Annotated in this window: 23 protein-coding genes; 9 read left to right on the top strand and 14 right to left on the bottom strand. The window is 63.8% G+C overall.

Annotated features, from left to right (window positions below):
- Positions 1 to 79: 79 nt before the first annotated feature.
- The 6 genes from FJW08_RS14300 to FJW08_RS14275 form a co-directional block, all read right to left on the bottom strand.
- The gene (locus tag FJW08_RS14300; protein WP_140811109.1) at positions 80 to 514 is read right to left on the bottom strand and encodes a nuclear transport factor 2 family protein; all 435 of its coding nucleotides are present in this window, start codon (positions 512 to 514) and stop codon (positions 80 to 82) included.
- The gene (locus FJW08_RS14295; protein ID WP_140811107.1) at positions 511 to 1,155 is read right to left on the bottom strand and encodes a carbonic anhydrase; all 645 of its coding nucleotides are present in this window, start codon (positions 1,153 to 1,155) and stop codon (positions 511 to 513) included. The genes FJW08_RS14300 and FJW08_RS14295 overlap by 4 nt, the downstream gene beginning before the upstream one ends.
- A 164-nt stretch (positions 1,156 to 1,319) precedes the next feature.
- Entirely contained in the window at positions 1,320 to 1,712 is a 393-nt protein-coding gene (locus FJW08_RS14290; protein ID WP_140811106.1) for a DUF5071 domain-containing protein, read from the bottom strand.
- Positions 1,713 to 1,790: 78 nt separating this feature from the next.
- Entirely contained in the window at positions 1,791 to 2,582 is a 792-nt protein-coding gene (locus FJW08_RS14285; RefSeq protein WP_140811105.1) for a DUF429 domain-containing protein, read from the bottom strand.
- Complete coding sequence (pdxY, locus tag FJW08_RS14280; RefSeq protein ID WP_140811104.1) at positions 2,579 to 3,463, bottom strand: pyridoxal kinase PdxY; 885 nt, start codon at positions 3,461 to 3,463, stop codon at positions 2,579 to 2,581. The genes FJW08_RS14285 and pdxY overlap by 4 nt, the downstream gene beginning before the upstream one ends.
- A 13-nt stretch (positions 3,464 to 3,476) precedes the next feature.
- Positions 3,477 to 3,728 carry a hypothetical protein gene (locus FJW08_RS14275; RefSeq protein ID WP_140761639.1) on the bottom strand — a complete coding sequence of 84 codons (252 nt, stop codon included), beginning with the start codon at positions 3,726 to 3,728 and terminating at the stop codon, positions 3,477 to 3,479.
- A 163-nt stretch (positions 3,729 to 3,891) separates the two neighbouring features.
- Between FJW08_RS14275 and FJW08_RS14270 the strand changes: the two genes are divergently transcribed.
- The 5 genes from FJW08_RS14270 to ppa all read left to right on the top strand — a co-directional run bounded on the left by FJW08_RS14270 (position 3,892) and on the right by ppa (position 7,583).
- Positions 3,892 to 4,530: a LemA family protein gene (locus FJW08_RS14270; RefSeq protein WP_140811103.1), complete on the top strand. Its 639-nt coding sequence runs from the start codon at positions 3,892 to 3,894 to the stop codon at positions 4,528 to 4,530.
- 178 nt (positions 4,531 to 4,708) lie between these two features.
- Complete coding sequence (locus FJW08_RS14260; RefSeq protein ID WP_140811102.1) at positions 4,709 to 5,560, top strand: YgcG family protein; 852 nt, start codon at positions 4,709 to 4,711, stop codon at positions 5,558 to 5,560.
- Positions 5,561 to 5,569: 9 nt separating this feature from the next.
- Positions 5,570 to 6,208, top strand: coding sequence for a TPM domain-containing protein (locus FJW08_RS14255; RefSeq protein ID WP_140811100.1), 639 nt, complete (start codon positions 5,570 to 5,572; stop codon positions 6,206 to 6,208).
- Positions 6,209 to 6,351: 143 nt separating this feature from the next.
- On the top strand, positions 6,352 to 6,858 hold the full coding sequence (locus tag FJW08_RS14250) for a GNAT family N-acetyltransferase (RefSeq protein ID WP_140811099.1): 507 nt from the start codon (positions 6,352 to 6,354) through the stop codon (positions 6,856 to 6,858).
- A 191-nt stretch (positions 6,859 to 7,049) separates the two neighbouring features.
- Positions 7,050 to 7,583 carry an inorganic diphosphatase gene (gene ppa / locus FJW08_RS14245; RefSeq protein WP_140503932.1) on the top strand — a complete coding sequence of 178 codons (534 nt, stop codon included), beginning with the start codon at positions 7,050 to 7,052 and terminating at the stop codon, positions 7,581 to 7,583.
- Between the two features lie 9 nt (positions 7,584 to 7,592).
- Here ppa and FJW08_RS14240 read toward each other — a convergent pair whose 3' ends face one another.
- Positions 7,593 to 8,186 carry a hypothetical protein gene (locus tag FJW08_RS14240; RefSeq protein ID WP_140811098.1) on the bottom strand — a complete coding sequence of 198 codons (594 nt, stop codon included), beginning with the start codon at positions 8,184 to 8,186 and terminating at the stop codon, positions 7,593 to 7,595.
- Between the two features lie 44 nt (positions 8,187 to 8,230).
- Complete coding sequence (locus FJW08_RS14235) at positions 8,231 to 8,848, bottom strand: TetR/AcrR family transcriptional regulator (RefSeq protein ID WP_140811097.1); 618 nt, start codon at positions 8,846 to 8,848, stop codon at positions 8,231 to 8,233.
- A gap of 72 nt (positions 8,849 to 8,920) precedes the next feature.
- Between FJW08_RS14235 and FJW08_RS14230 the strand changes: the two genes are divergently transcribed.
- The gene (locus FJW08_RS14230; protein WP_140811096.1) at positions 8,921 to 10,204 is read left to right on the top strand and encodes an MFS transporter; all 1,284 of its coding nucleotides are present in this window, start codon (positions 8,921 to 8,923) and stop codon (positions 10,202 to 10,204) included.
- Between the two features lie 233 nt (positions 10,205 to 10,437).
- Here FJW08_RS14230 and FJW08_RS14225 read toward each other — a convergent pair whose 3' ends face one another.
- Positions 10,438 to 10,719 carry a hypothetical protein gene (locus tag FJW08_RS14225; protein ID WP_140761663.1) on the bottom strand — a complete coding sequence of 94 codons (282 nt, stop codon included), beginning with the start codon at positions 10,717 to 10,719 and terminating at the stop codon, positions 10,438 to 10,440.
- Positions 10,720 to 10,917: 198 nt separating this feature from the next.
- On the opposite strand from FJW08_RS14225, the gene typA reads away from it, so the two are divergent.
- Positions 10,918 to 12,747: a translational GTPase TypA gene (gene typA / locus FJW08_RS14220; RefSeq protein ID WP_027145159.1), complete on the top strand. Its 1,830-nt coding sequence runs from the start codon at positions 10,918 to 10,920 to the stop codon at positions 12,745 to 12,747.
- A 55-nt stretch (positions 12,748 to 12,802) separates the two neighbouring features.
- Here typA and FJW08_RS14215 read toward each other — a convergent pair whose 3' ends face one another.
- The gene (locus tag FJW08_RS14215; RefSeq protein WP_140811095.1) at positions 12,803 to 13,429 is read right to left on the bottom strand and encodes a DUF1062 domain-containing protein; all 627 of its coding nucleotides are present in this window, start codon (positions 13,427 to 13,429) and stop codon (positions 12,803 to 12,805) included.
- Positions 13,430 to 13,825: 396 nt separating this feature from the next.
- Between FJW08_RS14215 and FJW08_RS14210 the strand changes: the two genes are divergently transcribed.
- Positions 13,826 to 14,440: a LysE family translocator gene (locus FJW08_RS14210; RefSeq protein ID WP_140811093.1), complete on the top strand. Its 615-nt coding sequence runs from the start codon at positions 13,826 to 13,828 to the stop codon at positions 14,438 to 14,440.
- 64 nt (positions 14,441 to 14,504) lie between these two features.
- On the opposite strand, the gene FJW08_RS14205 is transcribed toward FJW08_RS14210, so the two are convergent.
- The 3 genes from FJW08_RS14205 to FJW08_RS14195 all read right to left on the bottom strand — a co-directional run bounded on the left by FJW08_RS14205 (position 14,505) and on the right by FJW08_RS14195 (position 17,553).
- Positions 14,505 to 14,831: a hypothetical protein gene (locus FJW08_RS14205; RefSeq protein WP_140811092.1), complete on the bottom strand. Its 327-nt coding sequence runs from the start codon at positions 14,829 to 14,831 to the stop codon at positions 14,505 to 14,507.
- Positions 14,832 to 15,029: 198 nt separating this feature from the next.
- Complete coding sequence (locus tag FJW08_RS14200) at positions 15,030 to 16,850, bottom strand: aromatic amino acid ammonia-lyase (protein WP_140811091.1); 1,821 nt, start codon at positions 16,848 to 16,850, stop codon at positions 15,030 to 15,032.
- A 139-nt stretch (positions 16,851 to 16,989) separates the two neighbouring features.
- Positions 16,990 to 17,553 carry a peroxidase-related enzyme gene (locus FJW08_RS14195; protein ID WP_140811090.1) on the bottom strand — a complete coding sequence of 188 codons (564 nt, stop codon included), beginning with the start codon at positions 17,551 to 17,553 and terminating at the stop codon, positions 16,990 to 16,992.
- Between the two features lie 136 nt (positions 17,554 to 17,689).
- Between FJW08_RS14195 and FJW08_RS14190 the strand changes: the two genes are divergently transcribed.
- Positions 17,690 to 22,477, top strand: a complete 4,788-nt coding sequence (locus FJW08_RS14190; protein WP_140811089.1) for an NAD-glutamate dehydrogenase — start codon at positions 17,690 to 17,692, stop codon at positions 22,475 to 22,477.
- Positions 22,478 to 22,508: 31 nt separating this feature from the next.
- Here FJW08_RS14190 and FJW08_RS32675 read toward each other — a convergent pair.
- Positions 22,509 to 22,695, bottom strand: a 187-nt coding sequence (locus tag FJW08_RS32675) for a hypothetical protein (RefSeq protein ID WP_210241191.1), incomplete at its 5' end; no start/stop codon positions are given.

The raw sequence follows: 22,695 nt of genomic DNA, 5'->3' as shown, positions 1-22,695 counted from the left end.
TCGCTGGCATCAGGAAGGAGGGTGTCACCGATGTAGGACGCGGTCCGCGGGCCCGCAATATGCCAGTTGGCCGCTCCGCTCAGTAGCCTTCGCAGTTTTCGGCGATCGCGGCCTGCGAGCTGGCAGTGATGCGGTTGTCGCGCACCGCGAAGGTTTCCTGCATCAGCATGTCATTGTTGGGGAAATCGTAGCAGGCGATCACGGTGGTGACCCCGCCTTCGCTCTTCTCGATGCGGTGCCGGATAGCGGCCCCGGCAACCGCGCCTTTCCATTCGTCGAGCGAGGCGATGAATTCCTGCTTGCTCTGGACGACGCCGAGATCGTCGAGCTTGATGCGGACGTCGTCGGCGAGCAGGTCCGCCAACTCGGTGCGATCGGCGACCAGCAGAGCCGAATACCAGCGGCTGATGATGGCGCGGTCATCGGCGCGAGCGGCCATGATCGCCAACAGCGATAAGGCTGCCGTGAAAACAACCGGCCTGGCGTCTATCAGCTGGCGCGCCGCCCCGTTCATTCCAGCGCCGGCCGCTCGAAATCGCCGGTCTCCTTGTTCATCACCCAGAGCTCGCCGGTCGAAATGTCGAACCAGGCGCCGTGCAGCGACAGCCGCCCCTTGCCCTCGAGGATCGAGACGCAGGGAAAGGTCCTGAGATTGGCGAGGGAATAGCGGATCGAGATGCGCTCGAGGGCCGTCTGGCGCTCCGTCGCCGTCATGAAGGTGCTGGCCGACACCGTCTCGGCGGCCGGCGCGATCAAGCTCATCCATTTGCCAATGAAGTCGCCGGGAGACAGCGGCGCGGAATTGGTGTCGAGCGCGGCGCGGATGCCGCCGCAGCGGCCGTGGCCCATGACGACGATGTTCTTGACCTTGAGGCTCTGCACCGCGAATTCGAGCGCCGCCGAAGTCGAATGGAACTCGCCGTCCGGTTCGTAGGGCGGCACCAGATTGCCGACATTGCGCAGCACGAAGAGCTCGCCGGGGCCGGCGTCGAAGATCGCCTCGGGCGCTGATCGCGAATCGCAACAGGCGACGATCATGGTCTCGGGCGCCTGGCCTTCGCGGGCGAGCTCGCGATAGCGGCCGCTCTCGGTGGGGTAGCGGCCGTTCATGAAATTGCGGTAGCCGGCGAGGAGATGGTCGGGAAGATGAGGCATGGGCGGCTAAGGCCTTTCCGGTTGGAGGCGGCAGCTCGTTGCGATCGACGAATGGCTCTAGCGGTAAAAGCCCGCTGCGAGCAATGCAGAATTGCGGGGGCTGGCCATAAAAGACGACTCAAGATGCAAGGCTTGACCGAGATTCGTCCAAAGCCGATGCAACATCAGGGCCGTAAGCGCAGCAGGGCTTCGCGGGCGACTTCGTCCACCTCCTCCATCCTGTCGGATTTGTTTGGACTGTCCGCAAGTCTCCGTAAATCGTCTTCCACGGCCTTCAGTATGTTGATCGGCAAAATCTCGACGATCATTATGATGCAGAAATATTTAAAGGTGGGATCGTCTCCGCGAAGAACTCTGAGAACCGGATCGACAATTGGCTCTCCGAGCGTCGAGAGGAAATGGGCAAGAGGTTGGGCAACAGGCCAGTTGCCGTCCGCTGTCCACCCTATGAGGTCGTCGAGGATGGGTGCGATGGCGGGGTAACCCGCTCGTTCAACAGCGGTGACCGCATCCAGGTCAAATTTATCGCGAGGAACGAGGCTCTTTACATCGATCAATGAAGGATCACTCCTCAGAGGTGAACATCAAATCTCCTCTCGTACCCCACGATATACGTCAACGACCATTTCAGCCATTCACGCCCAGATGGCGACCGGTATGCCAAAACCGTCAGCGAGCGGCGGGTTGGGAAACGGTTTTGCTTCGCCGCCGGCGATGCGGCCGGCGATCAGCATCATGGCCGCCGCGTCGAGGAAATCGTCGGCGGACGCACCACGTGGCGGCGGCTGGTCGAGGAAGTCCGTGTCATAGCCGTGCCGGCAAAGCAGCGCTTTGCGTTCAGCCATGCCGGCCGGATTGACTTTTCCCTTGATCTTCTTCGGCAACAGCATGGCCTGATCGCCGTTCAGACGGCAGAAGGCGACTTCCGGATGCGATTCGAAGACGCGACCGCGCAGCTCGGGCCGCGCGATCAGCAAGGCGTCGATCTCGCGGATTTTCGAGAAGATGCCGAAGGCCTGAATGGAAACGCCGCGCGGTGGATCGGATGTGGTCCTGGCCACGTCGCTTGCCCTGATATGTGCCGCGTACCAGGCTTCGGTCGTGGTGAAGCCGCTGGTGTCGGCATAGAGCGCGGCGCGGGACGGGATCGAAAAGACGCTGGACTGGCGCGCGCCGAGCAGCGGCCGCACCAGCGCCTCCGGTCCGCGTCCGCCCTTTTGCGAAAATTCCGGTAAACCGATCGGCATGTCGACGGCGACGATCGCGTCATCGGGGACCGCCGCCAGCAGGGCAGCGAAGGTGGGGAAGACGTCGACCGAAGGCGCGGCGTCGGGGTTACGAGGTGTCGAACCGAGTTCGCGCAGCACGGCGATCCAGCCGGCCTTGCAGCCATCGACGCCGACGAGCACGACTTTGGCCGGGGTCACGCCCGGCGGTCCCGCCCCGGATGCGTGAGGCGGCGCAGCTGGACCATGGCCATCGGGTGCGACAGGCTCTGCGCATCGGTTTCGAGCTGCAATTCGTCGCCGCCGCGTTTTGCCGTGCGCGCCAGGATCTCGTAGACCGCCGCCGTCGTCGACTGCAGCGCCTTGATCGCCGGCTGGCCGGACAGGATGCGCGCCAGGTAGACCGCCGCGGTCAGGTCGCCCAGACCGTTCGGTGGCTTGTCGATCAGGCGGTGCTCGGCCAGCAGCGCCTGGGTGCCGTCGAGCAGCAGATTGCCGGTGCCGCCTGAAATCATCGACGGTGCCGAGGTGACCAGCATGGTCGACGGTCCGGCATGGAGTGCCGCCGAGATCACCGATTTCAGGTCGGGCAGCGGCGCGCCGGCCATCCATTCCAGCTCATAGCGGTTGGGGGTGGCGATGTCGGCGATCGGCATCAGCCGGTCGCGCATTGCGGTGGCGGTGAGCTCGGGCACATAGAGGCCACCGGAATCACCCATCACCGGATCGCAGATATAGACGGCATCGGGCGTCCTCGCCTTGACCGCGGCGACCAGCGAGGCGACCGCCTCGGCCTGGCCGGCCTCGCCGAGATAGCCCGACAGCACGGCGCCGACTTCACCCAGCCACGGCGCGCGCTCCAGATCGGCCATCAGCGCCTTGAACTGGTCGAGCGGCGGCACGATGCGGGTCGCCCGGCCATGGCCGGGATGCCAGGGCAGGATGATTGTCGGCACCGCCCAGACCGGAAAGCCCAACGTCTCCAGCGCGAAGACGGCGGCGCGGTTGCCGACGGAGCCACGGGCGACATGGCTGGAAATGACGATGACCGCGCGCGGCGCGTCGGTTTTTTCGGCGCTCATTGTTTTTTGATTCCTAGCTGCCCCGGGTGAGGAAAAGCACGAGCCAGACCATCAGGCCCAGCGCCAGAAGCAGGCCTAGTATCCTGCCAACGCGCGTGCCCCAGACTTCGATCGGGTCCGTGCGGTCGGCATCGGCCGCCGAGACATGGTCGCGCATGCCTTTCGTCGTCCGTGCCACGAAAGAGTTGCCGGCCGGATCGGTCTCCTGCGCGACGCGCTGGAGGATGCGGCGCGATTCGCTGTCACTGTCCTGGCGTCGCGCCATGATGATGTCCCGTTCTGATCGGACCTTATCGCGTTCGCGCGGCCAATCACAGGGCCTTGCGCGGCACGATATACGCCGAGCCTGCTGCAGGGGTCGGGGCCGTTTTCTTGCGCGCCGATTGTGGTAATGCTTCGCCTGCAACTTCTATCGAGGGACCCCCATCATGCTTGCCCAGCGCCTTGCTCGACCATCGACATTCCGCACGCTGCCCGCCTTCCTGATGATGGCAATCGTGCTGCCGCTGCTTGCCGGCTGCGGCTACAACACGATCCCGACAGCGGAAGAAAACGCCAGGGCGGCATGGAGCGAGGTGTTGAACCAGTATCAGCGCCGCGCCGACCTCATTCCCAATCTGGTCGAGACGGTCAAAGGCTATGCTTCGCATGAAAAGGACACGCTCGACGCCGTTGTCCAGGCGCGGGCCAAGGCGACGCAGACCACGGTGACGCCGGAAACGCTGAAGGACCCGGAAGCGCTCAAGAAGTTCCAGGATGCCCAGGCCGGGCTGACCAGCGCGCTGTCGCGGCTGATCGCGGTGTCGGAGGCCTATCCCGACCTCAAGGCCAACCAGAATTTCCTGGCGCTGCAGGCGCAGCTAGAAGGCACCGAGAACCGCATCGCGGTGGCGCGGCGCGACTACATCCAGGCCGTCAGGGACTACAATCTGACGCTGAGGACGTTCCCCTCGGTGCTGTGGGCGACGCTCTGGTTCCGCGGCAATCAACCTTTCGCGAACTTCACCGTCGATGAAGACAAGATGCAGCCGCCGAAGGTCGATTTCGGCACGAAGCAGGGCGGGTGAACGGCGAAAAGTCATCGGAATAAATTCCGCGAAAAGACGGATCGCTGGCATGCAAACACCCCCCTCTGTCCTGCCGGACATCTCCCCCTCAAGGGGGGAGATTGGCAGCTTTGCGGTCGGCTCCCAGTCTCAAACCTTGACGATTGGCGAAACCCTGGATGACATCCAATCTCCCCCCTTGAGGGGGAGATGTCCGGCAGGACAGAGGGGGGCGCTACGGAACACCTACCTTTCCTTTCTTGGCCTTCTTGCCAGCATACTCTTCCTCCCCCTAACCGCCTTCGCCGCCGATCTGCCGGCGCTCACGGGCCGCGTCGTCGACAATGCCGGCATCATCGATGCCGCGACCAAAGCGGCGCTGACCCAGAAGCTGGCCGATTTCGAAACCAAGGGCTCCGACCAGATCGTCGTCGCCACCATCCCCAGCCTCGGCGGCGAGGAGATCGAGCCTTACGCCAACCGGCTGTTCCGCTTCTGGAAGCTCGGCCAGGCCAAGGAAAACAACGGCGTCCTGCTGCTGGTGGCGCCCAACGACCGCAAGATGCGCATCGAGGTCGGCTATGGGCTGGAAGGCACGCTGACCGACCTGCACACCAAGCTGATCATCGAGAACGACATGGTGCCGGCCTTCCGCGCCGGCGATTTCTCCGGCGGCATCTCGAAGGCCGTCGACGACATGATCATGGTGCTGGAAGGCAATCCGGAGGAGCTGGAGGCGCGCGGCAAGCGCAACGAGCAGGCGCCGTTCAATTCCGACGACCTGTTCTTTGCCGTCTTCGTCAGCATCTGGGCGATCATTTTCTTCGGCAGCATCGCGGCCTCGGTCCTGCCGCCGATCTTCGGCCAGAAGCTCGGCCCCGGACGTTATCGCTGGCTCGGCATGACCTTCGAGCCGCACCGGCGGTCGTCCGGTGGATGGTCGTCGGGTGGTGGTGGCTGGTCGTCCGGCGGGGGTGGGTTTTCAGGTGGCGGAGGCTTCTCCGGTGGCGGCGGCTCGTCCGGCGGTGGCGGTTCTTCAGGAAGCTGGTGAGACAAGATCATGGCAACACGACCGATCAGCCCACAGGATCATGAACGCATCGCCGCTGCGATCCGGTCGGCGGAATCCAGGACCGACGGCGAGATCTATTGCGTCGTGGCGCATGCAAGCGATGGCTATTTCGCCCCTGCGGCTTTGATGGCGACGCTTGGCATGTTGGTCGTCAGCCTCGCGGTCGCTTATGGGCTGGAGGCCTGGTGGCTCACCATCCGCCTGCCGCATTTCGTCATCGCCGAGTTGCTGGCGCTGGCCTGCGTGCTTGCCCTGCTGTGGACGCTGCCCGGCCTGCGCATCCATATGGTGCCGCGGCGGCTGCGCTATCAGGCTGCGCACGCCAATGCGGTCAAACAGTTCCTCGCCCGCAACGTCCACCGCACCACGGCGCGCACTGGCGTGCTGATCTTCGTCTCGATCGCCGAGCGCTATGCCGAAGTGGTCGCCGATTCAGGCATCGACGCCAAGGTCGGCCAGCATGTCTGGGACGGCGTGGTGCGCGATCTGACCGCGCATGCCGGCGACGACCGGCTTGCCGACGGTTTCGTCAAGGCGATCGAGCAGGTCGGGGCGGTGCTGGCCGAGCACTTCCCGGTCACGCCGGGCGATACCAACGAGCTTGACGACCATCTGGTCGAAATCTGAAAGCTCGCCTGCAACCGCTCCTCAGCCGGATTCCTGACAGGCTTTACCGGATGTCGCCAGCGTCATGATCGTCTGTGCGAAAGCGGACCATCGGTCGCCCCGACTCTTGCAATCGGGCAACGCGGGTTTATGGTTAACAAATCATGAATACGCTGACGATCGACATTCGGAAGGCAGACCCGCGCGATGCCAGCGCCATTGCCGAGGTGCACCTGGAAGCCTGGCGCGGCGCCTATTCCGGTATCATTCCGCACCGTACTCTGACGTCGATGATCAACCGCCGGGGAGCCGATTGGTGGGCGAATGCCATCCGCCGCGCCGCCACCGTGCTGGTCGTCGAGATCGGCGGCACGATCGCCGGCTATGCGACGATCGGCAAGAACCGCGCCAAGGAGCTCAAGCAGCAGGGCGAAATCTACGAATTGTACCTGCGCCCGGAATATCAGGGCATCGGTCTCGGCAGACGGCTGTTTTCGGCAGCCAGGGCACGTCTCGCCGACCACGGGCTGAAAGGCATGGTGGTGTGGGCGCTGGAAGACAACCAGAACGCACTGGCCTTCTATGCCGGGGCTGGCGGCCGCGACATCGCCGAAGGCGTCGAGATTTTCGAGCAGAAGGCGCTGAAGAAGGTCGCTTTCGTCTGGGAGTGACCGCCGGGGGATGATCGGGGAAGGCGAAGTCCCCGACTCACGCAAAATCACGGCGCTGAAACATCTTGTGCCGATGATTGAACACGTCGAACGCCATCGCATCTCGCGGGATGCATTTAAGCACCATTCGCCGCATTGCACCATTTTGCGCCGCCCGCTATCTCCTGCCGATCGAGAGAGGGACAAAAGCCATGCGCATCGAAGCCATAGCCACTGGAAAGAATCCGCCTGACGACGTCAACGTCATCATCGAGGTGCCGATTGGCGGCGAGCCGATCAAGTACGAGATGGACAAGGAGGCCGGCACGCTGTTCGTCGACCGCTTCCTGCACACCTCGATGCGTTATCCCGGCAATTACGGCTTCGTGCCGCACACGCTGTCGGGCGATGGCGACCCGATCGACGTGCTGGTCTGCAACACGCGCGCTTTGGTGCCGGGCTGCGTCATCAACGTGCGGCCGATCGGCGTGCTGATCATGGAAGACAATGCCGGCCAGGACGAGAAGATCATCGCGGTGCCGTCGCCAAAATTGACGCTGCGCTACGAGAACGTCACCGAATACACGCAGCTGCCCGACATCACGCGCCAGCAGGTGCAGCACTTCTTCGAGCACTACAAGGATCTCGAGCCCGGCAAATGGGTCAAGATCGAGGGCTGGCACGATTCCAAATACGCCAAGAAGATGATCATGGACGCGATCGACCGGGCAAAGGCGAGCAAGTAGCTCGAGCGGTCAGTTATCGACCCGGCCGAAAGCCGGCACGTTGCCGACCACCACGCGCTTGTCCTTGCCGCAGGCAAAGCCTTTCGCCTTTTCATCGGCGATCTTGCGCGCCTGGTCGTTGGCGGTGGGGTTGCCGGTGGCCAGCACCAGGCCGACGGTGCAGCCGTCACGGACGTCCATCTGGGCGACCTTGGCGACGAGCAGCACCTCGGTCTTCTTGGTCTCGTCCTCGGGATCGCTGATCGAGCGGCGGTGGATGACCGCGAATGGCACGGCCTTGTCGCCATTGGTTTCGATGCGCCACTCGACCTTGGCCGCGGACGAATTGAAAGCCGAAAAACTCTCCCAGGCGGACGTCATGTCGCCGCCGGGCGGAAAACCGTAGAACAGCGATTCGCGGGCGTCGTCATATCCGATCAGCACGGAATAGCCGCGATAGCCTGAGCAGGCGAGGTCGGCCCAGTCGCCGTCGCCCTGCTCGGCCTGCGCATAAGTCACACAGTCCTTCTTCCAGTCGAGGTCGGTGTAGGCGCTGGATATCTCACCGGCTTTTGCCGCCTGGCAAAGGCCGGCGAAGGTGAGCGGGATCAACAGGCTGCGCATCGCGGAGATCTCCGTTGGAGGTCGTCCCAGCGTATCGCCAATGGCTATTTCTTCAAGCTCGCTTCGATCAGCAGGTCGGCGTTGCGGGCAACCGACTGTGCCGGTCCGCCGAGGCCGAACAGCTGGCCGCTGATATAGGCGCCTTCGATGAGCAGCAGCAGCCCGTCGCCCAGCGTGTCAGGGTCCTGCGCGCCCATCGCAGCCGCCATGGCGCGCAGGCGGCGGCGCAATTCCTGCTTGTTTGCCTCGCTGACGACGCGGGCCGGATGGCTGTGGTCGGGATATTCGACCGCCGCATTGGTCATGCCGCAGCCGCGATAGTCCGCCACTTGCGTTCGCTTGCCGATGCGGGTCAGGAAAGCCTTGATCTGCGCGCGCGGGTCGCCGGGATTGGCGGCAACGGCCTCATCGAAACGCTCCCAGTATTCAAGATCGTATTGCCTGAGGTAGGAGGCGGCCAGTTCGTCCTTGGAGGGAAAGCTGCGATAGAGGCTCGGCTTGGTGACGCCGGCGCGCTTGACGATCTCGTCGACGCCGATCGCCCTGATACCTCGCCGGTAGAACAGCTCATAGGCCACATCGAGGATCTTCTTGGCGGCCTTGGGTGGCGCCGATGCATGACCGTCGCTGATGGTCAGTTCAATATTTTTGTCGGTTGACATCATGGGACTCGATTGACAATGTTACCGATCGGTACGTATACATTCCCATCCTGCAACGTACCGGTCAGTAACATGATAGCTCAATCCCATCCCTTTGGCCAGCGCTACGCTTTCGTCGTGGTCGGTGTCATCTTCCTCTGCCTGCTGATCGCGGCCGGCCTGCGTTCCGCGCCTTCCGTCATGATGCTGCCGCTGGAAAACAGTTTCGGCTGGCGGCGCGACACCATCTCGCTGGCCGCGGGTGTCGGCATCCTGCTCTATGGGCTGACCGGTCCGTTCGCCGCGGCGCTGATGGAGCGCATCGGGCTGCGCCGCACGCTGCTTGCATCGCTGGTGATCATGTCTGGCTCGACCGCGCTCAGCCTGCTGATGACCAAGCCCTGGCATCTGTTCATCACCTGGGGCGTCTTTTCCGGCATCGGATCCGGCGCCGTCGCCAGTGTGCTCGGCGCCACGATCGTCAACCGCTGGTTCAAGACCAATCGCGGCCTTGTCATGGGGCTGATGTCGGCCTCCAGCGCCACCGGCATGCTGGTCTTCCTGCCGCTGATCGCTTCGCTTGCCCAGGCTGGCGGCTGGCAGCCTGTCGTCATCGCCGTCGCGATCGCCACAGCGGCGCTGATCCCTCTGGTCTGGCTGCTGGTGCCGGAGCGCCCGGCCTCGATCGGCATGGTGCGCTATGGCGCCGAGGCGGATGATGTGCCGCCGGTGTCGCCGGCCTCGCAAGGCAATTTCCTTGCGCATACGCTCAACACGCTGCGCCGCGCCGCCGGCACGCGGGTGTTCTGGTACCTGTTCGCCACCTTCTTCGTCTGCGGCTTCACCACCAACGGACTGGTCGGCACGCATCTGATCGCGTTCTGCGGCGACATGGGCATCGGCGAGGTGCAGGCGGCCGGCCTGCTGTCGATGATGGGCATTTTCGACCTGATCGGCACCACGCTGTCGGGCTGGCTCACCGACCGTTTCGACCCGCGCAAGCTGCTCGGCGTCTACTATGCCATCCGTGGCCTGTCGCTGATCTACCTGCCCTATTCCGGCTTTTCGGCAACCAGCCTGATCATCTTCGCCGTGCTCTACGGCCTCGACTGGATCGCCACCGTGCCGCCGACGCTGCGGCTGGCCAACGAAGCCTTCGGCGACCGCAGCGGGCCGATCGTGTTCGGCTGGATCGTCGCCGGCCACCAGGTGGGTGCCGCCACCGCCGCGGCCTTCGGCGGCACCATGCGTGAACTGCAGGGCAATTACGAACTGGCGTTCCTGATTGCCGGCATGACCGCGATCGCCGCCGCCTGTATTTCGCTCCTGATCAACACCAGCCGACCGGCCTTCGATCCGGAACCGCAGGCGGCTTGAGGCGCGGCAGGCGAATTTGGCGATCTCCCCACTTGTGGGGGAGATGCCCGGCAGGGCAGAGGGGGGCGCTGTCCCGCCGACCCCTCTGACCCAATTGCAAGAGTATGCCGACGCCAGGTTCTTGACGATCGAGAATTAACTCAAGGGTGGCGCTCGACGGCGCCCCCCTCTGTCCTGCCGGACATCTCCCCCGCGAGGGGGGAGATCGGCGGCTTCGCGAGCGGCGCGAACTGTCAGTCGGGATAGCAGACCATTGGAATGTGAGGCCAGACCGCTGTGTCGCAGCTCGCGCTGGCCTGTCTCTGCTTGAAGGCGGCGCTGACCGGGCCGGTCACCATCGGGTCGACGCCGTCGGGCGCGTCGGCAAAAGCCTGCTGCGCGGAAGGCGCATCAGCCGGCAGGACGGACCGCGCTTCCTTCAGCGTCGCGGCCGACTGCGCGGCGTTGGCCGCCAGCAGGACGGCAAAGGCGGCGGACGCGATCAGCGGCCAAAATCGGTTGAGTTTATCGGTCATGACGTTCGAACTGCCCGGGGCCTTAAAAGGTTCCCGCCTTGGTTAACAAAATCATCTCACACGCAGATGCTTAAGATTTGATGAGTATTTGGTATCGCGCGTCCCCTTTCGCAACTGCGAAAAACCCTGTATGAGCCGCGCAACCGAAAGAGGCAGCGCCTTTGGCCTGCTGCCTGCAACGCTTCCGAGACCAGAATCATGAACCTCCGTAATATCGCGATCATCGCGCACGTCGACCATGGAAAGACCACCCTGGTCGACCAGCTTTTGAAACAGTCCGGCTCCTTCCGCGACAACCAGCGGGTCGCCGAGCGCGCCATGGATTCCAACGATCTCGAAAAGGAACGCGGCATCACCATCCTGGCCAAGGCGACGTCGGTCGACTGGAAGGACACCCGCATCAACATCGTCGACACCCCCGGCCACGCCGATTTCGGCGGTGAGGTCGAGCGCATCCTGTCGATGGTGGATTCGGCCATCGTGCTGGTCGACGCCGCAGAAGGCCCGATGCCGCAGACCAAATTCGTCGTCGGCAAAGCGCTCAAGGTCGGCCTGAAGCCGATCGTCGTCATAAACAAGATCGACCGTCCCGACGCGCGCCATGTCGAGGTGGTCAACGAGGTGTTCGACCTGTTCGCCGCGCTCGACGCCACCGACGAGCAGCTCGATTTCCCGATCCTCTATGGTTCGGGCCGCGACGGCTGGGTGTCGGAAAACCCGGAAGGCCCCAAGGACCAGCAGCTTGCGCCGCTGTTCGACCTCGTCATCAAGCATGTGCCGGCGCCGACCGTCCATCCCGGCCCGTTCCGCATGATCGGCACCATCCTGGAAGCCAATCCCTTCCTCGGCCGCATCATCACCGGCCGCATCGAGAGCGGCACGCTGAAGTCCAACCAGGCGGTCAAGGTGTTGCACAATGACGGCACCCAGATCGAAACCGGCCGCATCTCCAAGATCCTCGCTTTCCGTGGCCTCGAGCGCCAGCCGATCGAAGAGGCGCAGGCGGGTGACATCGTTGCCATTGCCGGCCTGTCCAAGGGCACCGTCGCCGACACGTTCTGCGACCTGGCGGTGACCGAGGCGCTGCATGCGCAGCCGATCGACCCGCCGACCGTGACCATGTCCTTCCTGGTCAACGACAGCCCGCTTGCCGGCACCGAAGGCGACAAGGTGACCAGCCGCGTCATCCGCGACCGGTTGCTTCGGGAGGCCGAAGGCAATGTCGCGCTCAAGATCGAGGAATCGCCCGACAAGGATTCGTTCTTCGTCTCCGGACGCGGCGAATTGCAGCTCGCCGTGCTGATCGAGACCATGCGCCGCGAAGGTTTCGAGATCGCCGTCTCGCGTCCGCGCGTCGTCATGCAGAAGGGCGAAAACGGCGAATTGCTGGAGCCGGTCGAGGAAGTCGTCATCGACGTCGACGAGGAGCATGCCGGCGTCGTCGTGCAGAAGATGTCGGAGCGCAAGGCCGAGATGGTCGAGCTGCGGCCCTCGGGCGGCAACCGCCAGCGCATCGTCTTCCACGCGCCGACGCGCGGCCTGATCGGCTACCAGTCGGAGCTTTTGACCGACACGCGCGGCACCGCCGTGATGAACCGGTTGTTCCATGCCTACGAGCCCTACAAGGGCGAATTGCCCGGCCGCACCAATGGCGTGCTGATCTCCAACGAGCAGGGCGAGTCCGTCGCCTACGCCATGTGGAACCTTGAAGATCGTGGCCCGATGGTCATCGATCCGGGCGTCAAGGTCTATCAGGGCATGATCATCGGCATCCACAGCCGGGACAACGACCTTGAAGTGAACGTGCTGAAGGGCAAGAAGCTGACCAACATCCGCGCCGCCGGCAAGGATGAAGCGGTCAAGCTCACGCCGCCGATCCGCATGACGCTGGAGCGCGCGCTGGCCTGGATCCAGGACGACGAGCTGGTCGAGGTAACGCCGAAGACCATTCGCCTGCGCAAGCTCTATCTCGACCCGAACGAGCGCAAGCGCTTCGAGAAGTCGTCCAAGGCGGTCGGCGCGGCGTAAGTTTTTCTTTCCAAGAGTTGAGAGGGCGGAGCACTTGTGCTCCGCCCTCTTTCGTTCACCCGCCGGCAGCCGAGATGACGGCATGCCTGTCGGCCTCACCGGCCAGATCGATGCGGATGATCGTCCCGTCCCGGGCATGCTTGCGCAGGGCTCTTGCCCCGTCCGGGTCGATGACCAGCAGTTGCAGCTCCTCCAGCGCCTGAAGCCGCGATCGCGAAATGCCCAGTTCGGTGGCAAGCAGCCGGTCGAGCCTCAGCGATACCGGTATTTCGAGCCCAAGCCTGAGTTCCAGGGCGGTCCCGCCTTCCGCTCCATCTCCAACTACCTGCTTTTGCACGACGACATCGGAAAACTCCTCGACGCGGCCAACCTGACTGCGCAGCGCAACGACATCGAACGCGTGGCGCTGCGCCAGCGCCGGATCATTGCTTTCTAGCGCCGCGAGCAGCGCCGGCGCGATATCGCGGCGGTTGCAGCGCTCGAAAATGCCGAAATTCCAGGAATTGTCGCAATCGACGCAACGATAGATCAGCCACACGTCGATGCGCTTGCCGTTGGCGTTGACGCGGAATTTCCCGCTGCAACGATAGGCCTTCACGAAGCCGCAGCGATTGCAGTTGATCAGGGGGCGTGGTGCGATTTCAGGCGCGATCGTCCAGTGGATTCGCAGGACCGAAGACATGCCGGTAAGTCCTTCCCGTCGGGAAGTTCATCCGGTCGGCGATGTCGAGATGCCCATGCGGGCGCGGCGTGGCGGGTGGCTGCGGAGATTGTGAAGTCAGGTGTCGCCGGCGGAAAGCGCGCGACAGCGGTTCAGCAGTGCCAAACCGGTCTCGAACCGCCGCCCAGAGGAACACATGAAAAAAGAAACAGGCACTGCTGATGCGGCGCCATGCAGGTGTGTCGGGGGAGTTGACGAGACCGGCGGTTACTGAGGCAAAGTGAAGCTCGAAATTGTTTCGCGGCGGCCCTTCTAGCGGCACCGCGCCGGACCGGCAAGCGTCTTTTCGCCAGCGCTACCGAAGCTCGACCGCTTGCGCTAGTGTCAGGCTTCAAAGGTTGTCAGACAGGACCCGCCATGCACCTCGCCTCACTCCTGATCTTCGCCGCTGCCTTGTTCGTGGCCGCCGGTTCGCCCGGCCCATCGATTGCGGCGCTCGTCGCGCGAGTCATCTCGAAGGGCTTTCGCGATGTGTTTCCGTTCCTGCTTGCCATGTGGATCGGCGAAGGCATCTGGCTTTCGCTGGCGGTATTTGGGCTGGCCGTGGTGGCGCAGACCTTCCATCTCGCTTTCGTCGTCGTGAAATGGGTTGGCGTCGCCTATCTCGCCTATCTCGCCTGGAAGATGTGGACGGCGCCTGTCGACGCCAAGGAGGGCGAGATGCCGCGTGAAGATTCGGCCGGCAAGCTGTTCTTCGCCGGCATGGCTGTCACGCTCGGCAATCCCAAGATCATGATGTTCTACCTGGCGCTGTTGCCGACCATCATCGACCTCGCTTCGGTCAGTTTCGTCGGCTGGGTCGAACTGACGGCGACCATGGCGGTGGTGCTGATCGCCATCGATCTCACCTGGGTGCTCGCCGCCTCGCAGGCGCGCAAGCTCCTCAGGAGCAAGCGCGCCATGAAGATAGCCAACCGCGTCAGTGCCACGACGATGGCCGGTGCCGCGGCGGCCATCGCGGCGCGATCCTAAAGCTCTCTGTTTTACCGAACGGAAAACCGCTTCACACTTTTCCTGGAATTGCTCTAAGCAGGCGTCAGCCCGTCATATTGATGATCGGCGCGATCTCGACGTTGCAGTTCGGGTCCATCAGGATCGGACACTCCTTGGCCTTTCTGGCAGCGTCATCGATGTCCTTCGCCTCGATGATCGAATAGCCGCCGGTCGGGTTGCTGCCGCCATTGTTCTCGATTTTGCCGCCGGGCAGCACCGTCTTCGACATGCCGACAGGATTGCCGCGCTCGACCACGGCCGAGCCGAGCTTTCCGAACCAACCTGTCCAGGCGTCGGTCATTGCCTTGCGGTCCGCCTCGTTCGCCGGCATCTTGCCCGAGCCATGATAGATGTAGAGAAACTTTGTCATGCTCTCCTCCCTGATCAGCGGCATCGAACCGACATGCGGTCATGCCGCCCGCCGATCATCGGACCAAAATGACCAGCAGGCAATGAAAATGCGCGAGCGCTAATATTCGTGCTCCCGCGAGCGGACCGCCATACGCCACCCAACCGTCCTGAAGGGTGGCGCGACGGTTCCTGAATACCTGCCTTGCGGCGACCTTCATCACTTGGGCAGAATGCCGGCCATCGGAAGTGCCGCACTCTTCGGCGCCTGCGGCCCGCCGGAATAGAATTTCGAGGCCGGGTTCTCCTGCATGAAATCGTAGGCAACCACGCCGAGCGGCCGCTTTTGCCGTTCCGACGCCGCCTGGTGCCAGGGGATCACCTGGCGCAGCGCCTCGAGTGCCGCGGTTGGCGCCTCGCCGAATTTCCGCTGCGGATTCTGCGCCTTGCGGATTTCCATCCAATAGCTTGCCGTCAACAGGTCCTGCGCCAGCAAATGGAACGACACGTCGACCGCCTCGCGGGCGCGCTGCGTCTTGATGCGGGTCTGCGCTTCCAGGTCCTCGACGGTGGCGACGATTGCTTGGCCATTCGGTGTCACCGGCGTGCCGAGGTCGGCCAGTTCCTGCCAGAGATCGGTCGGCAGATAGCCGTCGAAGGTCGGGATATCCTTACGATCTTCGGGCTTCAGCACATCGGCCGGCTTGATCACGGTGAAGAAGGAGTTGCGGAAACGCTCGATGCGCTGCGCAACCGCGACGCCGAGATTGGTGAGAGAGATGGTGAAAGCCTCGACCTGATTGGCCATGGGATAAGGATCCCAGTTGGCATTGGAGAAGATATAGCCGGACTTACCCTTACTCAGCGGCCCGCCCTTGATGTAATATTTCATGAATTGCGGCGTGCTCAGCTCCGGCGAACTCTGCGGCGTCAGGCCTGGCAGCACGGCCGGATTGTGATCCGACGAATTGATGGAGAGCAGCACGGATTGGCGCAGATCCGCCCAGGCCTGCCAGGCCGAGCCCTGGCGCTGGCTGGACGCGCGCATGCTTTCCGGGTCCTGGATGATACGGGCCGCATCGTCATCGAAGAGATAGCTGCCCTTGATCATGTCCATGATCCTCGCGGCATCCCATGTCAGCCACGGGTAAGGCCGCATGGATTGCACCGGCACCGATATCGGCGTGACGCTGGAGTTCATGCCGTTCAGTCCCATGGCGAAGCTGAGGTCGGTCCATTCCAGCAGTTTTCGCGCGTCCTCCAGCAAAAGCACCGCCTGTGCCTGTGCATAGGCATTGGTGCTGATCAGCGCGGCCTGGTCGGCGGCAAAAGGCTCGAGCGGCTTCAGGCCGGCCTGCGAAAGGGCCTGTGTGGCCGGCATGCGAACGCCGTCGAGATAGGCCTCGCCTTCGCCGACCATGGCCGCGCCGATATTGCCGAGTGTCGCGAGGTCGCCTTCGCCGAGCGTACCGCGCGATTGCACGACCGGCGTCACCCGCTTGTTCAGCATGTCGATCAGCATATGCGTCAGCTGCGGGCTGGCCGCTTCATACGACATGGTATTGGCGCGGATCGCCATGATCGCGCGCACCAGCGTCTCTTCCTGCAGCTCCGGCCCGTAGCCTCTGTTGACGCCGCCCTCGAAGCGGGCGAGCTGCTGCTCCTTCAGCAGCTTGGTGTTTTCCGGGGTGGTCGGATCGCCGGAGAAGATCACCGTTTCGCGCTGGTCGCCGGCGCCACGGTTGAACCAGTAGATCGTGACACCTTCGGCAGCACCTTCCAGCAGCAGGCCATAGGCATCGGCCGAACGCTGCAGCGCCTCGGGGCTGAGCTCGACCTTGGCGCCGTTGCGGGCGATGTCGATGACCTGTTCGACGGTCAGGTCATGACCGGTCAACGTTACAGTCTTTCCGGCGGCAGTTTCGAAAATGGGCTGGTAGGCGGTCGACGCCTCGAAGGCATGGGCGGGTGGAGCGGCGAGCGCCAGCGTCATGACCAGGGCGCAGACAAAAACCCTGGGTCTGATGATTCGATCAAGCATAAGGGCTCCCATTCTCGAAGCTTCTGGCTTCGGGCACCAAGTTCACCCCTCGGAATTTTGTTTCAAGGAAAACTAGCTGGCTGCATGCGCCTGTCAACGTTTGATGAAAACCAGGACCGATGGCGGAACGCGCGTGTCCCTATCGCGCCATGGCGTGGTATTCGTCGTTCGGCCGCATGTCGATCGCGGCCGCGACGCGGTTCGACATGTTGAAGAAGGCCGCTGTCGAGGCGATGTCCCAGATGTCGCGGTCGCTGAATCCGGCCTGGCGCAGGGCCGCACGATCGGCCTCGACGATCCTGGCCGGCGCTTCGGTCAGCTTGACGGCGAATTCGAGCATCGCCGTCTGCTTCGGGGAAAGGTCGGCGGCGCGGAAATTCATCACCATCATCTCGCCGAGCAAGGGATCGCCCGAGAGCTGGCGCACCGCCGCGCCATGCGCCGTCAGGCAATAATAGCAGTGGTTGATGGAGGAGACGGCGACCGCGATCATCTCGCGTTCCAGCTTCGATAGGCCGGATTCGCCCAGCATCAAATCATTGTACATGTCGGTGAAGGCGCGCAGCTTCTTGTCGTCGAAGGCATAGGCCCTGAGCACGTTGGGCACGAGGCCGAGCTTTTCCTCGCATTTGGCGAAATAGGCTTTTGTCGGCTCGCTCAGCTCACCCGAGGCCAGGTCAAGCGCGGTGATTTTGCCGGTCATGGATCATTTCTCCTCGTCGGGGATGCCTTGCCGCCGAATTCCGATAATTCTTGGCAAGCCGTCAAACCTTTGTCGCCAAACAGCGGTCATCTGCTACCATAGTCGCAAAAGCATACGACGGGAGGGAAGAAGCGTCATGGCCAGCGTGAAGTCCGCAGTCAAGTCGAAGAAGAAGCCACCTGCGGCGAAGACCGAGGACAGATCGGCAAGGCTCGCCGACTACCTGCTCGCCCGCGCTCCGGCGGAGGATATCGCCGCCTATGACGTGGCCGACCTCGAGCGCGCCGCCGATCTCGCCGGCCGGGCGGTTGCCGGCCACAAAAAGGGTGAGTGCGTCGTCGCCGTCGAAGCCGATTCGGGCGTCGTTCGCGAAGGCCGCCCGGTGACCGTCATCACGGTCGTCAACGACAACATGCCGTTCCTGTTCGATTCCATCCTCGGCGAGGTCACCGAGACCGCAGGTGAACCGACCCTGGTCACCCATCCGGTGATCACGGTTCGCCATGGCAAGACGGGTGTCGACGAAATCCTCGGCGACGGCAATTTCGCCAGGGATGACGGCAGCCACGACCGGCTGAGCGTAATCCATGTGCACATTCCCCGGCTGACGCCAGAGCAGGCAAATGGCTTGACCGAGCGGCTACGCAAGATGCTTGGCCAGGTCCATGCCGCGGTCAACGACTGGCGGCCGATGCTGGCCCGGCTAGATCAGGCCATCTCCGAATTCCGCTATTCGGCGGTGCCGCTCGACAAGAAGAGCGTCGCCGAGGCCATCGCCTTTCTGGAGTGGCTGCGCGACGACAATTTCACCTTCCTCGGCATGCGTGAATTCAAGTACACCGGCGGCGAGGAAAGCGGCAATCTGGAGCGCGCCGAAAAACCCGGCCTCGGCATCCTGACCGACCCCGACGTGCTGGTGCTGAGGCGCGGTACCGAGGCGGTGACGACGACGCCGGAAATCCGTGCTTTCCTGCACGGACCGGAGCCGCTGATCGTCACCAAGGCCAATGCCAAGTCGCTGGTGCACCGGCGCATCTATCTCGACTACATCGGTGTCAAGACCTACACCGCCAAGGGCGCGTTGGCGGGCGAACTGCGCATCGTCGGCCTGTTCACCTCGACCGCCTATACGCGCTCGGTGATGAAGATCCCGTATCTCAGGTCCAAGGCCGAAACCATCATCGCCAAGTCGGGCTTCGACCGCCACGACCACTCCGGCAAGGCGCTGATCAACGTGCTGGAAAGCTATCCGCGCGACGAGCTGTTCCAGGTGCCGGTGCCGATCCTGCGCAAGCATGCCGCTGCCATTCTCGGCCTGGTCGAGCGGCCGCGCGTGCGGGCGCTGGTGCGCGCCGACCAGTTCGACCGTTTCGTCTCGATCCTCGTCTTCGTCCCGCGCGATCGCTACGACAGCGTCGTGCGCGAGAAGATCGCCACCTATCTGAAAACCGTGTTCGAGGGCCGGCTGTCGGCCTACTACCCGGCCTTTCCCGAAGGCGGGCTGGCGCGCGTGCACTTCATCATCGGCCGCTCCGGCGGCAAGACGCCGAAGGTCGAGCAGGCGACGATCGAGGCGGCGATCCGCGACATCGTGCGCACCTGGGAAGACGCGCTCGCCGATGCGGCCGAAGCCAGCGGCAGCGACCCGGCGTTGAAAGCGATCGCCGCGCGGCTACCGGAGAGCTACCGGGACACGTTCAGCGCGGCGGTGGCGCTAGCCGATGCCGGACGTATTGCCAAGATCAGCGCCGGCAATCCGATCGCCATCGACTATTACCGCCATGCCGACCAGAAGACGCACCAGGCGGCGCTGAAGATCTATCACCATGGCAGCCCAGTGGCGTTGTCGCGGCGCGTTCCAGTGCTGGAGAACATCGGCTTCCGCGTCATCAGCGAGCGCACCTTCGAGGTCGGCGACGACCAGTCGGGCCTGGTCTTCATCCACGACATGGAGCTGGAGAACAGCTACGGCAAGCCGATCGATCTCGCCGACGGCGGCGCGCTGTTCGAGGACGCGTTCCTGTCGGTGTGGCGCGGCGACGTCGACAATGACGGCTATAACGGCCTTGCCCAGACCGCCGGCCTGTGGTCGGGCGAGATCACCATCCTGCGCGCCTATGGCCGCTATTTGCAGCAGGTCGGCATTCCGCAAAGCCAGGATTTCATCGCCGCGGCGCTCAACCGCTATCCCGAGATCGCGCGGGGCCTGCATGACCTGTTCATAGCGCGGCTCGGCCCGACGGCGGAAACGGAAGGCGTGGTGGCGGCCAAGCACCTCAAGGCCAAGATCAAGGATGCGCTGGAAGATGTGCCCAACATCGACGACGACACCATCATCCGCCGTTATCTAAATCTGATCGAAGCGTCGCTGCGTACCAATCATTTCGTTGCCGATACGAAAGAGAAAGGCCAGTCGCTGGCGATCAAGCTCGAGTCGCGGGCGGTCGAGGGATTGCCGGCGCCGCGGCCATGGCGGGAAATCTTCGTCTACGGCTCCGAGGTCGAAGGCCTGCATCTGCGTTTCGGTCCGGTGGCGCGTGGCGGCCTGCGCTGGTCGGATCGTGCTCAGGACTACCGCACCGAGGTGCTCGGCCTGGTCAAGGCACAGCAGGTCAAGAACGCCGTCATCGTGCCGGTCGGCGCCAAGGGCGGCTTCTATCCCAAGAAACTGCCGATGAGCGCTGGACGCGACGCCATCTTCGAGGCCGGCACCTCTGCTTACAAGAACTTCGTCTCCAGCCTGCTGTCGATCACCGACAATATCGGGCTGGACGGTGTCATCCCGCCGGCTGGTGTGGTGCGCCGCGACCAGGACGATCCCTATTTCGTGGTCGCCGCCGACAAGGGCACGGCGACCTTCTCCGACACCGCCAACGCCATCTCGGAGAAGCACGGCTTCTGGCTCGACGATGCCTTTGCCAGTGGTGGTTCGGCCGGCTACGACCACAAGAAGATGGGCATCACCGCCAAAGGCGCCTGGGAAGCGGTCAAGCGGCATTTCCGCGAGATGAACCGCGACATCCAGACCTCTCCTTTCTCCGTGGGCGGTGTCGGCGACATGTCGGGCGACGTGTTCGGCAACGGCATGCTGTTGTCGCCGAAGACCCGGCTGATCGCCGCTTTCGACCATCGCGACATCTTCATCGATCCGGATCCCGACATGGCGGCCTCGATGGCCGAGCGCGAGCGCATGTTCGCGTTGCCGCGTTCGAGCTGGCAGGACTATGACAAGAGCAAGCTGTCGGAAGGCGGCGTCATCGTCTCGCGCAGCCAGAAGTCGATCACCTTGCCGGCTGCCGCCGCGGCGGCGATCGGCCTCGCCAAGACGACCGCCACGCCGGTCGAGATCATGACCGCCATCCTCAAGGCGCCGGTCGACTTGCTTTGGTTCGGCGGCATCGGCACGTATCTCAGGGCGTCGACCGAAACCAATGCCGAGGTCGGCGACCGCGCCAACGATGCCGTCCGCATCACCGCGCTCGACGTGCGCGCCAAGGTGATCGGCGAAGGCGCCAATCTCGGTGTGACGCAGCGGGCGCGCATCGAGTTTGGCATGAATGGCGGCCGCTGCAATTCCGACGCCATCGACAATTCGGGCGGCGTCAACTGCTCCGACGTCGAGGTCAACATCAAGATCGCGCTGGCGTCCGCCATGCGCAAGGGATCTCTGACGCGCCCAGCACGCAACAAGCTGCTGGCCGAGATGACCGACGAGGTCGGCGGCCTGGTGCTGTCCAACAACTACCAGCAGACGCTGGCGCTTTCGATCGCCCGCAAGCGCGGCCTCGCCGACATCGCGCATCAAAGCCGCTTCATGACGGCGCTGGAGGCACGTGGCCTGCTCGATCGCGGGGTCGAGACGCTGCCGTCGCCGGCAGCCCTTGCCGAACGCGAGGCGCGCGGCGAGCCGCTAACCCGGGCCGAGCTCGGCGTGCTGCTCGCCTATGCCAAGATCGTGCTGTTTTCCGATATCGTCGCCAGCGACGTGCCGGACGATGCGCATTTCGACCGCGACCTGATGGGTTATTTCCCGGACCGGATGGCGAAGAAATACGCCTCCGAGATCCACGGCCACCGGCTGCGCCGCGAGATCATCGCCCGTGTCGTCGCCAACGATCTGGTCAATCGCGGCGGCCCGTCCTTCGTCAATCGGCTGCAGGAAGCCACGGGGCGCACCGCGGCCGATGTGGTGCGCACCTTCGCCGTGGTGCGCGACGGCTTTGCGCTGCCGGCGCTCTATCGCGAGATCGACGCGCTCGACAACCAGATAGACGGCCAGGTGCAACTCGATCTCTATCAGATGGTGAGCCGGCTCATCTATATGAGCAGCGGCTGGTATCTGAAGAACGATGCCGGCACGGCACCGCTCGGGCAGCGCATCGCCGAACTGCAGGATGCGCGCAAGGCGCTGGAGCCCAAGCTGGCGTCGCTGCTGCCGGCCTTTTCGCGCGAGCGGATCGAGGAGAAGCGGCACGGCCTGTTCAAGGCGGGCGCCCCGGAGACGCTGGCCGAGCAACTGGCGATGAGCGAGGCGGCGGAGCTCATCCCCGACATCGCGCTGACGGCGCGCACCGCCGGTGCCGACATCGTGGCGGCCGCCAGGGCGTTCTTCGCCGTCAGCGATGCCTTCCGCATCCCGCGCGTCGAGGATGCGGCACGCTCGATCACGCCTTCGGACTATTATGATCAACTCGCTTTGTCCCGCGCCACCGACACGATCGGCGCCGCACGACGCGGCATCGCGGTCGCCGCGCTCACCAGCCATGCCAAGGCAGCCGACCCGGTGGCCGCTTGGCTGGAAGCCGGCGGTGAGCGGGTGGCGCGCATCCGCGAACGGCTGCAGGCACTGACCGAGGGCGGCGACATCACCGTGTCGCGGCTGTCGGTGGCGTCGGGGCTGATGAGCGATCTGACGGGGATGTGAGGCGGGTCATCTCAAAGATTGGCGCTGCCCCTCAACCGGCTGCCGCCACCTTCTCCCCGTATAGTGACGGAGAAGGGAACTGGCCGCAAAGCAGGCGCCAATTCTGTAACGTCGACAATTCGCGAAATCCCCCGCCAAAGCTGTCCAGCGGATAGATGGGTAACAGAATGAACCGGATACATAGGTAACAGTTTTCTCCCCCTAAGATGCGGTTGCCG

The organism is Mesorhizobium sp. B3-2-1, from assembly GCF_006439515.1.
GTDB lineage: Bacteria > Pseudomonadota > Alphaproteobacteria > Rhizobiales > Rhizobiaceae > Mesorhizobium.
Note: the sequence above shows the minus strand (reverse complement) of the source record. Positions and strands in the feature narration are given on the sequence as shown.

Excerpts from the sequence above, each read along its gene's own strand:
- FJW08_RS14190 (WP_140811089.1), top strand. The coding sequence starts at position 17,690 with ATGGCCAGCGTGAAGTCCGCAGTCAAGTCGAAGAAGAAGCCACCTGCG.
- FJW08_RS14230 (WP_140811096.1), top strand. The coding sequence starts at position 8,921 with ATGATAGCTCAATCCCATCCCTTTGGCCAGCGCTACGCTTTCGTCGTG.
- FJW08_RS14210 (WP_140811093.1), top strand. The coding sequence starts at position 13,826 with ATGCACCTCGCCTCACTCCTGATCTTCGCCGCTGCCTTGTTCGTGGCC.
- ppa (WP_140503932.1), top strand. The coding sequence starts at position 7,050 with ATGCGCATCGAAGCCATAGCCACTGGAAAGAATCCGCCTGACGACGTC.
- FJW08_RS14215 (WP_140811095.1), bottom strand. The coding sequence starts at position 13,429 with ATGTCTTCGGTCCTGCGAATCCACTGGACGATCGCGCCTGAAATCGCA.
- FJW08_RS14300 (WP_140811109.1), bottom strand. The coding sequence starts at position 514 with ATGAACGGGGCGGCGCGCCAGCTGATAGACGCCAGGCCGGTTGTTTTC.
- FJW08_RS14295 (WP_140811107.1), bottom strand. The coding sequence starts at position 1,155 with ATGCCTCATCTTCCCGACCATCTCCTCGCCGGCTACCGCAATTTCATG.
- FJW08_RS14195 (WP_140811090.1), bottom strand. The coding sequence starts at position 17,553 with ATGACCGGCAAAATCACCGCGCTTGACCTGGCCTCGGGTGAGCTGAGC.
- FJW08_RS14240 (WP_140811098.1), bottom strand. The coding sequence starts at position 8,186 with ATGCGCAGCCTGTTGATCCCGCTCACCTTCGCCGGCCTTTGCCAGGCG.
- FJW08_RS14255 (WP_140811100.1), top strand. The coding sequence starts at position 5,570 with ATGGCAACACGACCGATCAGCCCACAGGATCATGAACGCATCGCCGCT.
- typA (WP_027145159.1), top strand. The coding sequence starts at position 10,918 with ATGAACCTCCGTAATATCGCGATCATCGCGCACGTCGACCATGGAAAG.
- FJW08_RS14225 (WP_140761663.1), bottom strand. The coding sequence starts at position 10,719 with ATGACCGATAAACTCAACCGATTTTGGCCGCTGATCGCGTCCGCCGCC.
- FJW08_RS14200 (WP_140811091.1), bottom strand. The coding sequence starts at position 16,850 with ATGCTTGATCGAATCATCAGACCCAGGGTTTTTGTCTGCGCCCTGGTC.
- FJW08_RS14205 (WP_140811092.1), bottom strand. The coding sequence starts at position 14,831 with ATGACAAAGTTTCTCTACATCTATCATGGCTCGGGCAAGATGCCGGCG.
- pdxY (WP_140811104.1), bottom strand. The coding sequence starts at position 3,463 with ATGAGCGCCGAAAAAACCGACGCGCCGCGCGCGGTCATCGTCATTTCC.
- FJW08_RS14235 (WP_140811097.1), bottom strand. The coding sequence starts at position 8,848 with ATGTCAACCGACAAAAATATTGAACTGACCATCAGCGACGGTCATGCA.
- FJW08_RS14270 (WP_140811103.1), top strand. The coding sequence starts at position 3,892 with ATGCTTGCCCAGCGCCTTGCTCGACCATCGACATTCCGCACGCTGCCC.
- FJW08_RS14275 (WP_140761639.1), bottom strand. The coding sequence starts at position 3,728 with ATGGCGCGACGCCAGGACAGTGACAGCGAATCGCGCCGCATCCTCCAG.
- FJW08_RS14250 (WP_140811099.1), top strand. The coding sequence starts at position 6,352 with ATGAATACGCTGACGATCGACATTCGGAAGGCAGACCCGCGCGATGCC.